We start from the raw sequence: 16,151 nt of genomic DNA, 5'->3' as shown, positions 1-16,151 counted from the left end.
GAAAAAAGCCGCAGCCGGCAACTGCGCGCCTTGGAACGCAAGGCACGCAAGCTGGGGATGCAGTTGGTGATGGCTGGATAGAATTTAGAGCAAAAACAATGCGTTATTTTTTGTTTGATAAGAGCTGTCGAGTGCAACGAGGCTGCGATCTTTTGATCTTAGGAAAGCAAGATCAAAAGATCGCAGCGTGCCGCAGTCCTACAGGGGTTCAGGTGATTTTCTCAAATCGCAGACAGCAAAAAGCCCGCACTAGGCGGGCTTTCTGTGGTGATCTGGCGTTCAGTGTTCCAGATGACCGAATATGGCGCAGCGGACGGGACTCGAACCCGCGACCCCCGGCGTGACAGGCCGGTATTCTAACCGACTGAACTACCGCTGCGCGAAACGCTTGAAACGAATGGTGGGTGATGACGGGATCGAACCGCCGACATTCTGCTTGTAAGGCAGACGCTCTCCCAGCTGAGCTAATCACCCTTCGCTTCGTTACGGGACGCATTATGCCACAAGTTTTCGTAAAGTGTTGATTTAATTGAAGTTTTTTTCAAAAAAATCCGAAAACCGGTAAAACGACACATCCCGCGGGTACAACCTTGGAGCAGAAAAAAACCCGCCTTGGCGGGTTTTTCCGTGGTGACCTGGCGTTCAGTGGTCCAGGTTACCGAATATGGCGCAGCGGACGGGACTCGAACCCGCGACCCCCGGCGTGACAGGCCGGTATTCTAACCGACTGAACTACCGCTGCGCTAAACACTTGAAACGAATGGTGGGTGATGACGGGATCGAACCGCCGACATTCTGCTTGTAAGGCAGACGCTCTCCCAGCTGAGCTAATCACCCTTCGCTTCGGTGTGGCGCGCATTCTACGGAGCGACCCCACCTCTGGCAAGCACTTTTTTAAATAATTTTCTCAGGCCTTCCAAAGGCTTAGAGAAGGGTTGGCCTATGCCACGGCGAAGACAATAATGCCCCCCTTTGTATAAAGGAGAGACTCACCCCATGTGGTTCAAAAACCTGCTTATCTATCGCCTGACCCAAGACCTGCCTGTCGATGCCGAGGCGCTGGAAACTGCACTGGCCACCAAACTGGCGCGTCCATGTGCAAGCCAGGAGTTGACCACCTACGGTTTCGTCGCGCCGTTCGGCAAAGGCGAAGATGCTCCACTGGTGCACGTCAGCGGTGACTTCCTGCTGATCTCTGCACGTAAAGAAGAACGCATTCTGCCGGGCAGCGTCGTGCGCGACGCGGTCAAGGAAAAGGTCGAAGAGATCGAAGCCGAGCAGATGCGCAAGGTCTATAAGAAAGAACGCGACCAGATCAAGGATGAAATCATCCAGGCGTTCCTGCCGCGCGCCTTTATCCGTCGCTCGTCGACCTTCGCCGCCATCGCGCCCAAGAAAGGCCTGATCCTGGTCAACTCGGCCAGCCCTAAACGTGCCGAAGACTTGCTCTCCACTTTGCGCGAAGTGATCGGCACCCTGCCCGTTCGTCCGCTGACCGTGAAAATGGCACCGACGGCGGTCATGACCGATTGGGTCACCACCCAGAAAGCCGCCGATGACTTCTATGTGCTGGACGAGTGCGAACTGCGCGACACCCACGAAGACGGCGGCATCGTGCGCTGCAAACGTCAGGACCTGACCAGTGAAGAAATCCAGCTGCACCTGAGCACTGGCAAAGTCGTTACCCAGTTGTCGCTGGCTTGGCAGGACAAGTTGTCGTTCATGCTCGACGACAAGATGACCGTCAAACGCCTGAAGTTCGAAGACCTGCTGCAGGATCAGGCGGAACAGGACGGTGGCGACGAAGCCCTCGGTCAACTGGATGCCAGCTTCACCCTGATGATGCTGACCTTCGGCGACTTCCTGCCGGCGCTGGTTGAAGCGCTGGGTGGTGAAGAGACGCCGCAGGGGATCTAGAGCCCAACGGAGTTCAAACGGTGGGAGCGGGCTTGCTCGCGAAAGCGGTGTGTCATTCAAATAAATATTGGCTGACCCGACGCCTTCGCGAGCAAGCCCGCTCCCACATTTGGTTTGTGGTGTTCATTTAATAATAAGGAACAAGCCATGCGCGCACTGGCTACACTCAGCCGCTTTGTCGGCAACACCTTCGCTTACTGGGTTCTGATCTTCGCCGTTGTCGCGTTCCTGCAACCGGCGTGGTTCCTCGGTCTCAAAGGCGCGATCGTGCCGCTGCTCGGGCTGGTCATGTTCGGCATGGGCCTGACCCTCAAACTCGACGATTTCGCTGCTGTTGCCCGCCATCCGTGGCGTGTGGCGCTGGGCGTGATCGCACATTTCGTGATCATGCCCGGTGTGGCGTGGTTGCTTTGCCAGGTGTTTCACCTACCGCCGGAAATCGCCGTCGGGGTGATTCTGGTCGGCTGCTGCCCAAGCGGCACCTCGTCCAACGTGATGACCTGGCTGGCGCGCGGCGATCTGGCGCTGTCGGTGGCCATCGCCGCCGTCACCACCCTCCTCGCCCCATTGCTGACCCCGGCGCTGATCTGGCTGCTGGCTTCGGCATGGCTGCCGGTATCATTCATGGAATTGTTCTGGTCGATCCTGCAAGTGGTGCTGCTGCCGATCATCCTTGGCGTGGTCGCGCAACGCCTGCTCGGTGACAAGGTGCGTCACGCGGTGGATGTGTTGCCACTGGTATCGGTGGTCAGCATCGTGATCATCGTTACTGCAGTGGTCGCCGCCAGTCAGGCGAAAATCGCCGAATCCGGGCTACTGATCATGGCGGTGGTAATGCTGCACAACAGCTTCGGCTACTTGCTGGGCTACTTCACCGGACGGCTGTTCAAGTTGCCATTGGCGCAACGCAAATCGCTGGCGCTGGAGGTCGGCATGCAGAATTCGGGATTGGGCGCGGCATTGGCCAGTGCGCATTTTTCACCACTGGCGGCGGTGCCGAGCGCGCTGTTCAGCGTTTGGCACAACATCTCCGGGGCGCTGCTATCTACTTACTTCCGGCGGATGAGCGAGAAAGAAGATGAACAGACGCTGGCTCAACGGGCCGCCGACTGATCGGGAACTTGATCCCCGGATTAATGCGCGGCACTCTATCGCGCAACGCGGGGACGACCCTGCGGCTCAATCGAGTTTTTAATCTGGGGACGACCCCGTCAATCGATGGAGGTTTGTCATGTCCTGGATCATTCTGTTTTTCGCCGGCCTGTTCGAAGTCGGCTGGGCCGTCGGCCTGAAATACACCGACGGTTTCAGCCGTCCACTCCCGACCGCACTGACCATTGCGGCCATGGCCATCAGCCTTGGCCTGCTGGGCCTTGCGATGAAGGAATTGCCGCTGGGCACCGCCTATGCAATCTGGACGGGCGTGGGTGCCGTGGGCACGGTGATTGCCGGGATCATTCTGTTTGGTGAATCGATGGCATTGATCCGGTTGGCCAGTGTGGCGCTGATCATTACCGGGTTGATCGGGCTTAAGGTCAGCGCTTAGGCCACTACCGCTTTCGCGAGCAGGCTCGCTCCCACATTCAACCGCGCTCCATCATTGGAATACGGTCAACTTTGGGAGCGGGCTTGCTCGCGAAGAGGCCCTAAAATCACCGACTATCTGACTGTCCCGCGCAACTCCCCCACCAACCCCTGCAACTTCGCCGGCTCCGCGCCTTCGACCGCAATAGCCGAACCCGCCACCAACGTCACCCGCGACCACAACCGGCGAAACACGCCCTTGTTCGGATCGCGACTGAAAAAACTCCCCCACAACCCTTGCAACGCCAACGGAATCACCGGCACCGGTGTCTCCTCGAGAATCCGCGTCAGCCCCCCCTTGAACTCGTTGATCTCGCCATCCGCCGTCAACTTGCCTTCCGGGAAGATGCACACCAGCTCACCGTCCTTCAGATATTGAGCGATGCGGGTGAAGGCTTTTTCGTAGATCTGGATGTCTTCGTTGCGTCCGGCAATCGGAATTGTCCCCGCCGTGCGGAAGATAAAGTTCAGTACCGGCAAGTTGTAGATCTTGTAGTACATGACAAAGCGAATCGGCCGACGCACCGCGCCACCAATCAGCAAGGCATCGACAAACGACACGTGGTTGCACACCAGCAAAGCCGCACCCTCATCCGGGATCGCTTCAAGGTTGCGATGCTCGACGCGGTACATGGAATGGCTGAGCAGCCAGATCATGAAGCGCATGCTGAACTCGGGAACGATTTTGAAAATGTAGGCGTTGACGCCGATGTTCAGCAGCGACACCACCAAAAACAGCTGCGGGATCGACAGTTTGACCACGCTCAGCAACACGATCGAAACGATGGCCGAGACCACCATAAACAGTGCGTTGAGAATGTTGTTGGCGGCAATAACCCGCGCCCGCTCGTTTTCGGCCGTGCGCGACTGGATCAATGCGTACAGCGGCACGATGTAGAAGCCGCCAAAAATGCCGAGGCCGAGAATATCGACCAGCACCGCCCAGGTGTGAACGAAGCCCAGCACTTCAATCCAGCTGTGGCCGGTAACGCTGTCGGGAATTCCACCGGAATGCCACCACAGCAGCAGGCCGAATACGGTCAGACCGAACGAGCCAAACGGCACCAGACCAATCTCGACTTTGCGCCCGGAGAGCTTCTCGCAAAGCATCGAACCCAACGCGATGCCCACCGAGAACACCGTGAGAATCAGGGTGACCACGGTTTCGTCACCGTGCATCCACTCCTTGGCATACGCCGGGATCTGCGTCAGATAAATCGCCCCGACAAACCAGAACCACGAGTTGCCGACAATCGAGCGCGACACCGCAGGGGTCTGGCCGAGCCCGAGTTTCAGGGTGGCCCACGACTGGCTGAAGATATTCCAGTTCAGGCGCATTTCCGGCGACGAGGCCGCCGCGCGAGGGATGCTGCGACTGGCCAGATAACCCAGTACGGCGATGCCGACGATGGCAACGGAGACAACGGGCGCATAGTGCGCCGATGACATCATGATCCCGGCGCCGATGGTGCCGGCGAGAATCGCCAGAAACGTCCCCATCTCCACCAGCCCGTTGCCACCGACCAACTCTTCCTCACGCAAGGCCTGGGGCAGGATCGAATATTTCACCGGCCCGAACAGCGCCGAGTGGGTGCCCATGGCGAACAGCGCCACCAGCATCAGCGACAGGTGATCGAAGAGGAAGCCGACCGCCCCCACCGCCATGATCGCGATTTCCCCGAGTTTGATCAGACGGATCAGCGCGTCCTTGGCGAATTTCTCGCCGAACTGCCCGGCCAGCGCCGAGAACAGGAAGAACGGCAGGATAAACAGCAGCGCGCACAGGTTGACCCAGATCGAGCGGTCGCCCTCGATGGTCAGCCGATACAGAATGGCGAGGATCAGCGACTGCTTGAACACGTTGTCGTTGAACGCGCCCAGCGACTGCGTAATAAAGAACGGCAAAAAGCGCCGGGTACGGAGCAGGTTGAACTGTGAGGGGTGGCTCATCTTCCGGGTGTACCTGTTGTTGTAGAGGGAGGCCTGGATACTTGTTATTGGAATCTCGAACCGCGATCCAGGCCACACCTTACCTAAACTTTTCAGGTTATTTCTTCAAACCTGCAATGCAGGGCGAGACAAACAGTTCGCCACGCCACGCACCTTGCACCGTGCGCTTGCCGACAATCAGCCACATCACCGCCAACATCGCCACCAATACGCAGCCGACCACGCTGAAAAAACCGAGGTTCAGCGTACTGGCCAGCTTCAGAGTCGCCAGCGAGTACACGCCCAACGGGAAGGTAAAACCCCACCAGCCAAGGTTGAACGGAATGCCGTCACGCAGATAACGCACGGTGATCAGCAACGCCATCAGCATCCACCACAGACCGAAACCCCACAGCGTAATCCCCGCCACCAGCCCAATCCCCGCAGCAATTTCGCCAATGCCCGGCAAGCCGTTGGCAGCGAAGATCGCCGGGGCATCAGCGCCCAGCAGCAACATGCCCAACGCACCGGTGCCGATTGGACCGAGGGCCAGCCAACTCGACGCGGCCATGTTTTCGTGGGGCAGTTTGTGCAGGGCCATGCGCAACAACAGGATCGTCAGCAGGCTGAACGCTACCGGTAGGGAAAATGCCCAGAGCACGTAGCTTGTGGTCAACACCACCAGTTGCGAGTGGGCGTCGGTGAGGTGCGGTGCGAGCAGCCCGCCACTGGCCGCCGCCACTTCTGCAGCCACCACGGGCAACAGCCACACGGCGGTCATCTGGTCGATGCTGTGTTCCTGACGGGTAAACATCATGTAGGGAATCAGCACGCCGCAAGCCAGCGACATCGCCACATCGAGCCACCACAGCACTTCGGCGAGTTGGATGACGCCATCGCCCCAACGCGGCAGACCGAACAGCAGAAAGCCGTTGATGATCGTCGCCAAGCCCATGGGAATGGTGCCGAAGAACATCGACACAGTGGAGTGGCCGAATATCCGTCGCGCCTCGTCGAAGAACAGAATCCACCGCGCCGCGTACGCAGCGGTAAACAGCGTGAACAACAGAATGTTGAACAGCCACAACCCTTCCGCGACTGCGTGCAAACCAGGAATGGCTACTGGCAAATTCGCCAGCGCCAAGGCCAGCACACCGGTACCCATGGTCGCGGCGAACCAGTTCGGCGTGAATTGTCGAATCACTTCACGCGGATGCTGAAGCTGGCTGAACGGCTTGATGCCGGGTTTGGCGCTGTTGGGGCAAGTCATCATGGCGTCCTCTCCTCTGGTGAGGTTGAGTCCATGGTAGATCCGAATCGAATATCTATATAACGGGTAATTTCTCTAACTGTTATCTATTTTACCAATAAGTAATTAAACGCTGCCTTCGCTCTCGATCACCAGAATCCGCGCCACGCCCTGTGGATGGGCGACGTGCACGGTGCCGACCGAGGCGTAAAAGATGTCGCCAACGTCGAGCTGCACCTGCTTTTCTTCGCCGTTTTCGCGATAGCGCATCTGCACCTGCCCATCGAGCACCACGAACACCTCCTCGCCATCGTTGACGTGCCATTTATACGGCTGATCGGTCCAGTGCAGACGCGTGGTGATGCCGTTCATGTTGGCGATATCGAGTGCGCCCCAGGCACGATCGGCGGTGAACGACTTGCTGCGAATAATCTTCATGAATCGATCCGTGAGAAGAATGACTGGCCAAGGCTAACCGAAACGGCTGTGGTTATGGAGCGCTGCACACCTTGGCCGGTTGAGGTCGCAGGCTGAGCAACAGCGCTGCCACCGCCAAGACGATTAACACCCCGCCGTACACGTCAGTCGTGGCCAGCAATCCCAGGCTGTGGGTGAAATGCCCTGCCAATAACGCCGGCAAGCAAAACGCCAGATAACTCAGCACATAAAACGCCGACATCCACCCGGCCCGCTCATGAGGCAAGGCCAGCGGCACCAGACTGCGCACCGCACCGAGGAACCCCGAGCCGAAGCCACATCCGGCCACGAGTGTGCCGAGGAAAAACAACGACAGACTGGCGCTGTGCACACCCAGCAGAATCAGCAGCAGACCGCTCGGCAGCAAGCTTGCGCCCAACTGCAAGGCGCGGGTGGCGGGACGATTGCGCAGGGTGAAGATCATCAGCGCACCGGTCACGGTCAATGCCGCCACGGTTGCGCCGCCGATCAGGTTGGAGGTGGAACCGGTGGCGGTGCGCACCAGCGATGGCGCCAGGGAGGCATAGAAACCGCCGAGCGCCCAGGTTGCGGTGTTCAGCGGCAGCACTCGCCACAACGTTGCACGCGCCTGAACCGGCACATGCAAAGTCGGCCGCAACGACGCCCACGCTCCGGCTTGCGGCGTAACGCTTTCCGGCAGGCGCCAGACGTATAACGCCTGCACCACAAACAGTGCCAGCAGCAGCCAGTAAGTCAGTTGCAACGGCGCCGGGGCAAATTCCGCCAGCAACCCGCAGCCCATGCCACCCAGCGCCATGCCCAGCAACGGCGCAACACTGTTGATCAACGGCCCTTGCTGGCGATCGGTGTCCAGCAACGTGGCGCTTAAAACGGCGGTGGCCATGCCAGTGGCGAAGCCTTGCAGCACCCGCGCACTGATCAGCCAGCCGACGCTGTCGGCATAGATAAACAGCAACATCGCCAGCGCGTTGAGCACAACGGCGGTAAAGATCACCGGTTTGCGTCCCAAATGATCCGAGAGCGAACCGACCGTCAGTAGCGCCACCAGCAGGCTCAGGGCGTAGACCCCGAAAATCAGGGTCAGCACCGCTGCCGAGAAGTGCAGTTGATCCTGATACAGGTGGTACAACGGCGTCGGCGCAGTGGAAGCGGCGAGAAAACTCAGTAAGGTGATCGCCAGAAACCACAGATTCGAACGATGTGAAACAGGGCTATTCATGTGCACACTCCGCAAAAGCTAATTTTTTGCTTTTGCGGAGTGTGCTACCGCCCAACGCTTAAAGCAAATTCTTTGTGTTAAGGTCTGCCGCATGGCTATTAAAGAAGGTTTACGCCCGGGTGGTCGCAGCGCCCGGGTACAAGAGTCGATTCATTCGGCAGTTCAAGCGCTTCTGCAAGAACAGGAGCGTTCGACCGTGACCGTGCCGCAAATCGCGGCGCGCGCCGGGGTGACGCCGTCGACCGTCTATCGACGCTGGGGTGATCTGGCAGCCTTGCTGGCCGACGTCGCCCTCGCCCGCATGCGCCCTGATAGCGAGCCGGCAGAAACCGGCAGTCTGCGCAGCGATATCCGCGCGTGGGCCGAGCAGTATCTGGACGAGATGAGCTCGGAGCCGGGGCGCAACATGATGCGCGACGTGCAGGCGAGTGCGACGCCGGGGTATTGCGTGACGATTATCGGGGCGCAGTTGCAGACCATCATCGAGCGGCATCCTGATGAGATCGCGCCGAGCGTTGATCATCTGATCAATCTGGTGGTGGCGCCGGTGGTGTTCCGCATTCTGTTTTCAGCGGCGGCGCTTGAAGTGGAGGAATTGCACAGGTTGATTGATATCGCGTTGCAGCCGGACTGACGCCTTCGCGAGCAAGCACGCTCCCACATTTGAAATGCATTCCCCTGTGGGAGCGGGCTTGCTCGCGAAGAGGCCCGGCCAGTCACCATAAATACCACCCGGTTCCATTCCTGCGACACCCCGCCACGCCACGACCTTGGTCGACACTGACTAAGCGCCACACTCATGCGAGACTGTCCGCCCGGGCAGGAGTGCCGGGGAGTCTTCTGTCGGGAGTGTTGCATGCCGTTGTCCACCGGGCTGATCGCCGTCGTCGCCCTGGCCTATATGGCCATCATGTTCGCCATCGCCTTCTACGGCGACCGTCGCAGTGCGCCGCTGCCGCCGCGAGTGCGTGCCTGGGTGTACAGCCTGTCACTGGCGGTTTATTGCACCAGTTGGACGTTTTTCGGCGCGGTGGGTCAGGCTGCCGAGCAACTGTGGTCATTCCTGCCGATCTACCTCGGGCCGATCCTGCTATTGGTCGGCGCGCCGTGGGTCCTGCAAAAAATGGTGATGATCAGCAAGCAGGAGAACATCACCTCCATCGCTGACTTTATCGCCGCGCGCTACGGCAAATCGCAATCGCTGGCGGTGGTCGTGGCGCTGATTTGTCTGGTTGGCGTCCTGCCCTACATTGCCCTGCAACTCAAAGGTATTGTCCTCGGCGTGAACCTGTTGATCGGCGCCGGTGCCGACGCCATGGGCACCCGCGCCCAAGACACCGCGCTGATTGTGTCGCTGGTACTGGCGCTGTTCACCATCGTCTTCGGTACGCGCAACCTCGACGCCACCGAACACCACCGCGGCATGGTGCTGGCGATCGCGTTTGAGTCACTGGTCAAGCTGTTCGCGTTTCTCGCCGTCGGCGCCTTCGTCACCTATGGCCTGTATGACGGCTTCGACGATCTGTTCAATCAGGCGATGCTCGCCCCGCGCCTGGAGGAATACTGGAAGGAAACGATTAACTGGCCGTCGATGGTGGTGCAGACCGGGGTGGCGATGATGGCGATCATTTGTCTGCCCCGGCAGTTCCACGTCACAGTGGTCGAGAACATCGATCCGCAGGATCTGCGCCTGGCCAAATGGGTGTTCCCCGCCTACCTCGCGTTGGCCGCGCTGTTTGTAGTCCCGATCGCCCTGGCCGGTCAGATGCTGCTGCCCAGCGACGTATTGCCGGACTCGTTCGTGATCAGCCTGCCACTGGCCCAGGCCCATCCGGCGCTGGCGATGCTGGCGTTTATTGGCGGCGCATCGGCGGCGACCGGCATGGTCATCGTCGCCAGCGTGGCGTTGTCGACCATGGTCTCCAACGACATGCTGTTGCCGTGGCTACTGCGACGCAATAACGCCGAGCGCCCGTTCGAAGTGTTCCGCCAGTGGATGCTGTCGGTGCGCCGGGTCAGCATCGTAGTCATTCTGTTGCTGGCATACGTCGCCTATCGCTTGCTCGGCTCGACCGCGAGCCTGGCGACCATCGGTCAGATTGCCTTCGCTGCGGTGACGCAACTGGCCCCGGCCATGCTCGGTGCGCTGTACTGGAAACAGGCCAACCGGCGCGGTGTGTTCGCCGGCCTCGCCGCCGGGACGTTCCTGTGGTTTTACACATTGATCCTGCCGATTGCCGCACGCAGCCTCGGCTGGTCGCTGGACACCTTCCCCGGCCTCGCCTGGCTGCACAGCAACCCGCTGAACCTGCCGATCACACCGTTGACCCAAGGCGTGGTGCTGTCGCTGGCGGGCAACTTCACCTTGTTCGCCTGGGTCTCGGTATTGTCCCGCACCCGCGTGTCGGAGCACTGGCAGGCCGGGCGCTTCATCGGTCAGGAAATCAGCGCCCGCCCGAGTGCACGTTCGATGCTGGCGGTGCAGATCGACGATTTGCTGCAACTGGCGGCACGCTTTGTCGGTGAAGAACGCGCGCGGCAGAGCTTTATCCGTTTCGCCTACCGCCAAGGCAAAGGCTTCAACCCGAATCAGAACGCCGACGGTGAGTGGATCGCCCACACCGAACGCCTGCTGGCCGGTGTGCTTGGCGCATCGTCGACGCGAGCGGTAGTAAAAGCCGCCATCGAAGGTCGGGAAATGCAACTGGAAGACGTCGTCCGCATCGCCGACGAAGCCTCGGAAGTCTTGCAGTTCAACCGCGCGCTGTTGCAAGGCGCCATCGAAAACATTACCCAGGGCATCAGCGTGGTCGACCAGTCGCTGAAGCTGGTGGCGTGGAACCGCCGCTATCTGGAGTTGTTCAACTACCCGGACGGCCTGATCAGCGTCGGCCGACCGATTGCCGACATCATTCGCTACAACGCCGAACGCGGCTTGTGCGGTCCCGGCGAAGCGGAAGTCCACGTCGCCCGGCGCCTGCACTGGATGCGCCAGGGTCGCGCACACACTTCTGAGCGGCTGTTCCCCAACGGCCGGGTGATTGAGCTGATCGGCAACCCGATGCCCGGCGGCGGTTTCGTCATGAGTTTCACCGACATTACTGCGTTCCGCGAAGCCGAACAGGCGCTGACCGAGGCCAACGAGGGACTGGAGCAACGGGTCAGCGAACGGACGCAGGAGCTGTCGCAACTCAACGTCGCGCTGACCGAAGCCAAAGGCACCGCCGAGGCCGCGAACCAATCAAAAACCCGTTTCCTCGCCGCGGTCAGCCATGACTTGATGCAGCCGTTGAACGCCGCGCGCCTGTTCTCCGCCGCCCTCTCCCATCAGGACGACGGCTTGAGCAGCGAGGCGCAAAAACTGGTGCAGCACCTCGACAGTTCGTTGCGCTCGGCGGAGGACTTGATCAGCGATCTGCTGGATATTTCCCGTCTGGAAAACGGCAAGATCAACCCGGATCGCAAGCCATTCGTGCTCAATGAACTGTTCGATACACTCGGTGCCGAGTTCAAGGCACTGGCCCACGAACAAGGCTTGAGCTTCCGCGTGCGTGGCAGCCACTTGCGCATCGACAGCGACATCAAATTGCTGCGGCGGATTCTGCAGAACTTCCTGACCAACGCTTTCCGCTACGCCAAAGGCCCGGTACTGCTGGGTGTGCGTAGACGCGACGGGGAATTGTGTCTGGAGGTGTGGGATCGCGGGCCGGGTATTCCGGAAGACAAGCAGCAGGTGATTTTCGAAGAATTCAAACGCCTCGACAGCCATCAGACCCGCGCTGAAAAAGGCCTGGGACTGGGCTTGGCGATCGCTGATGGTTTATGTCGCGTGCTCGGCCATACATTGCGTGTGCGCTCGTGGCCGGGGCGCGGCAGCGTGTTCAGCGTCAGTGTGCCGCTGGCGCGCACACAAACCCTGCCGGCGAGCGCCGCTGTCGAAATGAATGGCCAGTTACCGAATGGCGCACGGGTGCTGTGTATCGATAACGAAGACAGCATTCTGATCGGCATGAACAGCCTGTTAAGCCGCTGGGGCTGTCAGGTGTGGACGGCGCGCAATCGTGAGGAATGTGCGGCGTTACTTAAGGATGGCGTGCGGCCACAACTCGCATTGGTGGACTACCACCTCGATCACGGCGACACCGGGACTGAGTTGATGGCGTGGTTGCGCACGACGTTGGGCGAGCCGGTACCGGGGGTGGTGATCAGCGCGGATGGGCGACCGGAGACGGTGGCGCAGGTGCATGCGGCGGGGCTGGATTATCTGGCCAAACCGGTGAAACCGGCGGCGTTGCGGGCGTTGCTGAGTCGGTATGTGCCGTTGTAGGTGGTGACTTCACTGACGCCTTCGCGAGCAAGCCCGCTCCCACCGTTTGAAATGCATTCCAATGTGGGAGCGGGCTTGCTCGCCAAGCGTTTGCGGCTATTCCGGTAATTCAACCAAGCCATCGACATCGGTCATCGCCCGCTCCAGCAGATCCGCTGGCAAACTCTTGCTCGCCCGCGCACCGAGCAGCTTGAGCTGCTCGCTGCGGCTGACCAGGTTGCCGCGCCCTTCTGTCAGCTTGTTGCGCGCCGAACTGTAGGCTTTGTCCAGTTGCTGCAGACGATTGCCGACCTCGTCCAGATCCTGAATGAACAACACGAATTTGTCGTACAACCACCCGGCGCGCTCGGCAATTTCCCGGGCGTTCTGGCTCTGGCGTTCCTGCTTCCACAGGCTGTCGATCACGCGCAGAGTCGCCAGCAATGTGGTCGGGCTGACGATCACGATGTTGCGATCGAAGGCGTCCTGGAACAGCGTCGGCTCAGCCTGCAATGCTGCGGAAAACGCGGCTTCGATCGGCACGAACAGCAAAACGAAATCCAGGCTGTGCAAGCCTTCCAGGCGTTTGTAATCCTTACCGGACAAGCCCTTGACGTGGTTGCGCAGCGACAGCACGTGCTGCTTGATCGCGATCTGCCCGAGGGTATCGTCTTCGGCGGCCACGTATTGCTGATAGGCCGTGAGGCTGACCTTGGAGTCGACCACCACCTGTTTGTCGCCCGGCAAGTAAATGATTACGTCCGGCTGGAAGCGCTCGCCATCCGGGCCTTTGAGGTTGACCTGCGTCTGGTACTCGCGGCCCTTCTCGAGACCTGCATGTTCCAGCACGCGCTCAAGAATCAACTCCCCCCAGTTACCCTGGGTTTTCTGGCCTTTGAGGGCGCGGGTCAGGTTGGTCGCTTCATCGCTCAGGCGCAGGTTGAGCGCCTGCAAACGCTCCAGCTCCTTGGCCAGCGAGAAGCGCTCGCGGGCCTCGGCCTGATAGCTTTCTTCCACGCGTTTTTCGAAGGACTGGATGCGCTCTTTAAGCGGATCGAGCAACTGGCCGAGGCGCTGTTGACTGGTCTCGGCGAAACGCTGCTCGCGTTCGTCGAAGATCTTGCCTGCCAGTTCGGCGAACTGCGCACGCAGCTCATCGCGCGAGCCTTGCAGGTCGTTGAGGCGTTGCTGATGGCTTTCCTGCTGTTCGCGCAATTCGGCATTGAGCGAGGCCGCCTGAGCGTCGAGGCGACGCAGTTCGGCTTCCTTGCTGGCGCGCTCGAGGTTCCAGGCGTGGGACGCATCCCGGGCATCGTCACGCTCGATCTGCAGTAGCTCGACTTCGCGACGCAGCGCCGCCAATTCAGCCTGTTTGGCCGCGTTGGCCTGGCCGAGATCGGCGATCTCATCGCGGCTGGCATCAAGCTGAGCGTTGAGCCCGTCCTGTGCCAGTTGCGCCATGGCCAGACGTTCTTCCATCAAGGCCACTTGCGCTTGCCCGTTGCTCGCCCGGCGCTGCAGTTGCCAGGCCAGTGCCAATAACGGCAGCCCAGCGCCTGCGAGACCGAGCAATACGCTGGTCAAGTCCATAGCCATAGCGACTCCTGCCGATCCGATAAAGCCTGAAGGGTAACCAAGGTGTCAGAACTTGGACAGCTCAGTCTTCGATGAGCCCGAGTTCCTGCTGCGCACGACGATCACCGGCGCGAGCGGCCTGACGCAAAAGATCCTGGCCAATGCGGCGATCGCGGGCATTGCCGCACTCACGACACATCAATTGACCGAGACGGCTCTGCGCGACGATCACGCCTTCGCGCGCCGGTTGCTTGAGCAGGCGGCCAGCAAGGTGTTTGGCATTATGGCTGTCGCTCAGGCACGGGCTGTCGAGCAGCCATTCGGCGACGCGCACGGAAAATCGCTTGGGAGGGGTAACACGAGGAGACTGAGAGGTAACAGAGTCTGATACTGAGCGAAACTTCATAAAACACTGTGGGACAGATCGGAAGGCGCGCCACTCTACTCTCTTTTTCTTACAGGTAAAGCCGAAAAACAACCCGGCACGCCCGTCCTAGAGCAAGCGCTCGGGACAATCCACAGAAGCTGTGGATAACTCAGTGGACAACCGCCCTCCAACCCCCGCAAAGCCTTGTAGAATGGGGCCCGCAGTCAAACTGACGATTTTTTCACCAACAAAAAAAAGCGATGTTTTTCATTGACTTAAACTTTCGTTACAGGCAGCCACCGGGGTCAGGATTGATGTGACAGTGTCGTTACAGCCCGCGCAACTAATGTGCACAAGTACCTGTTACCCGGTTATATGAATGCACAGTTTCGAGTCGTTTAGGCCATTTGCCTGGGGTAAAGCCCACTGACAAGCGGCGCCATGAAAAAAGCTTCACCGACCGACGGTCGGGATCTGAGCCAATCAGGGCAACCAAACGGATCGCCAAGCAAAATCGGCAAAGGATTTCAATCTTTTTCCATCCAGCGTTTGCTTTACCCATTTCGATCCGATACTATCCGCGGCGTTAGTACCAAGCTGAAAGTCAATTCCGGTCGAACACATCCCCACGGTCAACCTTCTTCACAGAAGGCTTACACCGAGAAAGCGGGAACGACCCCTCGATGGTTTCCAGGTAAATCTTGTGACGGCACTGCCTTTGAATGAATGCAAAGGGTGTTGCGAAGACCACTTACTCTGACCGAACCAACCTGCAAATTGATCAGGATCTTCACCCCGGGCCCAGAACCTTTGCCCTTGATGTGTTGCCTGCCCTCCTAAGTACCTACCTGCCAGCCCAAGCGCGCCAACTTATCAGCGCTTCAAACTGGCTGCTTTGTTCCAGTCGGGTTCTTTGTTCGACCAATGGTGGTCGACATTACTGGAACGTTTTAACGTTGCACGGTTCTTATCCGTGTCATTTGTAGGAACACCTAATAACTATGTCTACTCAAATCCATACTCAGGATGCCATTCGCACCCTAACCAAGGCTTTTGCACCAATGAACTGCCTGATCATGGCCGCTCGCAAAGGCTGCTTCAGCTTCACCGTGGTCAATGAACACGGAATCGCCCGCCACAGCGAGCGTCTGTACCCCGATCAATACTCCAGCGCCGAACCGCTGCAGGCCGTGATCGACCGTACACGTCAGGCACTGGTTGCCTGAAAAGCCGAAAAGGCTGCAAAAGCAAAAGCCTCGCTTAAAAAGCGTAATGCTGTTCACTTAAGCGGAGCAGCCTTACGGTCCACCGGAAACCGGTTTTTTGAAATCTTCGCCGTCCTTGGCCTCGAAGGCCTTGGGCGGTGATCCAGAAACAGCCCGCCAACGCCTTTTCTAAGTTCCGCCAACCGTCTACCCATCGCTGAAACAGGATTGGCCGCTGCCATCACGATCAACTGCACGGCGATGTACTGGCAAGCCGGCTTGAAACGGATGTCCGACGGCGCTCGACCAAACGCGACTGCTGCCTGACTTGCCTCCCGACG

Annotated in this window: 12 protein-coding genes, 4 tRNA genes and 1 pseudogene; 6 read left to right on the top strand and 11 right to left on the bottom strand. The window is 59.4% G+C overall.

Annotation, left to right across the window (positions count from 1 at the left end):
• Positions 1–302: 302 nt before the first annotated feature.
• The 4 genes from CKW18_RS28550 to CKW18_RS28535 all read right to left on the bottom strand — a co-directional run bounded on the left by CKW18_RS28550 (position 303) and on the right by CKW18_RS28535 (position 837).
• Positions 303–379, bottom strand: a tRNA-Asp gene (locus tag CKW18_RS28550).
• A gap of 19 nt (positions 380–398) precedes the next feature.
• Positions 399–474 (bottom strand) — tRNA-Val (locus CKW18_RS28545).
• A 191-nt stretch (positions 475–665) separates the two neighbouring features.
• Positions 666–742, bottom strand: a tRNA-Asp gene (locus CKW18_RS28540).
• A gap of 19 nt (positions 743–761) precedes the next feature.
• Positions 762–837, bottom strand: a tRNA-Val gene (locus tag CKW18_RS28535).
• 159 nt (positions 838–996) lie between these two features.
• On the opposite strand from CKW18_RS28535, the gene rdgC reads away from it, so the two are divergent.
• The 3 genes from rdgC to sugE all read left to right on the top strand — a co-directional run bounded on the left by rdgC (position 997) and on the right by sugE (position 3,463).
• Positions 997–1,917: a recombination-associated protein RdgC gene (rdgC, locus tag CKW18_RS28530; protein WP_095191836.1), complete on the top strand. Its 921-nt coding sequence runs from the start codon at positions 997–999 to the stop codon at positions 1,915–1,917.
• 147 nt (positions 1,918–2,064) lie between these two features.
• Positions 2,065–3,030, top strand: coding sequence for a bile acid:sodium symporter family protein (locus tag CKW18_RS28525; protein ID WP_095191835.1), 966 nt, complete (start codon positions 2,065–2,067; stop codon positions 3,028–3,030).
• A gap of 118 nt (positions 3,031–3,148) precedes the next feature.
• Positions 3,149–3,463 carry a quaternary ammonium compound efflux SMR transporter SugE gene (gene sugE / locus CKW18_RS28520; protein ID WP_095191834.1) on the top strand — a complete coding sequence of 105 codons (315 nt, stop codon included), beginning with the start codon at positions 3,149–3,151 and terminating at the stop codon, positions 3,461–3,463.
• 113 nt (positions 3,464–3,576) lie between these two features.
• On the opposite strand, the gene CKW18_RS28515 is transcribed toward sugE, so the two are convergent.
• From CKW18_RS28515 to CKW18_RS28500, 4 genes are all read right to left on the bottom strand, one after another.
• Positions 3,577–5,451, bottom strand: coding sequence for an MFS transporter (locus CKW18_RS28515; protein WP_095191833.1), 1,875 nt, complete (start codon positions 5,449–5,451; stop codon positions 3,577–3,579).
• Positions 5,452–5,548: 97 nt separating this feature from the next.
• Positions 5,549–6,700, bottom strand: a complete 1,152-nt coding sequence (locus CKW18_RS28510) for a TDT family transporter (protein WP_095191837.1) — start codon at positions 6,698–6,700, stop codon at positions 5,549–5,551.
• A gap of 105 nt (positions 6,701–6,805) precedes the next feature.
• Positions 6,806–7,117 (bottom strand): cupin domain-containing protein, encoded by a 312-nt coding sequence (locus tag CKW18_RS28505; RefSeq protein WP_095191832.1) that lies wholly within the window; start codon positions 7,115–7,117, stop codon positions 6,806–6,808.
• 52 nt (positions 7,118–7,169) lie between these two features.
• The gene (locus CKW18_RS28500; protein WP_095191831.1) at positions 7,170–8,357 is read right to left on the bottom strand and encodes an MFS transporter; all 1,188 of its coding nucleotides are present in this window, start codon (positions 8,355–8,357) and stop codon (positions 7,170–7,172) included.
• A 91-nt stretch (positions 8,358–8,448) separates the two neighbouring features.
• Between CKW18_RS28500 and CKW18_RS28495 the strand changes: the two genes are divergently transcribed.
• Positions 8,449–8,991, top strand: coding sequence for a TetR/AcrR family transcriptional regulator (locus tag CKW18_RS28495; protein WP_095191830.1), 543 nt, complete (start codon positions 8,449–8,451; stop codon positions 8,989–8,991).
• Positions 8,992–9,213: 222 nt separating this feature from the next.
• Entirely contained in the window at positions 9,214–12,684 is a 3,471-nt protein-coding gene (locus CKW18_RS28490) for a PAS domain-containing hybrid sensor histidine kinase/response regulator (protein ID WP_095191829.1), read from the top strand.
• 96 nt (positions 12,685–12,780) lie between these two features.
• Here the strand turns inward: CKW18_RS28490 and rmuC are convergent, their stop codons facing one another.
• Positions 12,781–14,145 carry a DNA recombination protein RmuC gene (rmuC, locus tag CKW18_RS28485; RefSeq protein ID WP_170947340.1) on the bottom strand — a complete coding sequence of 455 codons (1,365 nt, stop codon included), beginning with the start codon at positions 14,143–14,145 and terminating at the stop codon, positions 12,781–12,783.
• 175 nt (positions 14,146–14,320) lie between these two features.
• Positions 14,321–14,644, bottom strand: a complete 324-nt coding sequence (locus CKW18_RS28480) for a hypothetical protein (RefSeq protein ID WP_095191827.1) — start codon at positions 14,642–14,644, stop codon at positions 14,321–14,323.
• Between the two features lie 962 nt (positions 14,645–15,606).
• Between CKW18_RS28480 and CKW18_RS28470 the strand changes: the two genes are divergently transcribed.
• Complete coding sequence (locus CKW18_RS28470) at positions 15,607–15,831, top strand: hypothetical protein (protein WP_095191826.1); 225 nt, start codon at positions 15,607–15,609, stop codon at positions 15,829–15,831.
• 53 nt (positions 15,832–15,884) lie between these two features.
• On the opposite strand, the pseudogene CKW18_RS28465 reads toward CKW18_RS28470, so the two are convergent.
• Positions 15,885–16,151 (bottom strand): annotated as a pseudogene (locus CKW18_RS28465) (IS4 family transposase); the annotation flags it as partial.

This window comes from Pseudomonas sp. Irchel 3E19 (assembly GCF_900187585.1).
Taxonomy (GTDB): Bacteria; Pseudomonadota; Gammaproteobacteria; order Pseudomonadales; family Pseudomonadaceae; genus Aquipseudomonas; species Aquipseudomonas baetica.
Note: the sequence above shows the minus strand (reverse complement) of the source record. Positions and strands in the feature narration are given on the sequence as shown.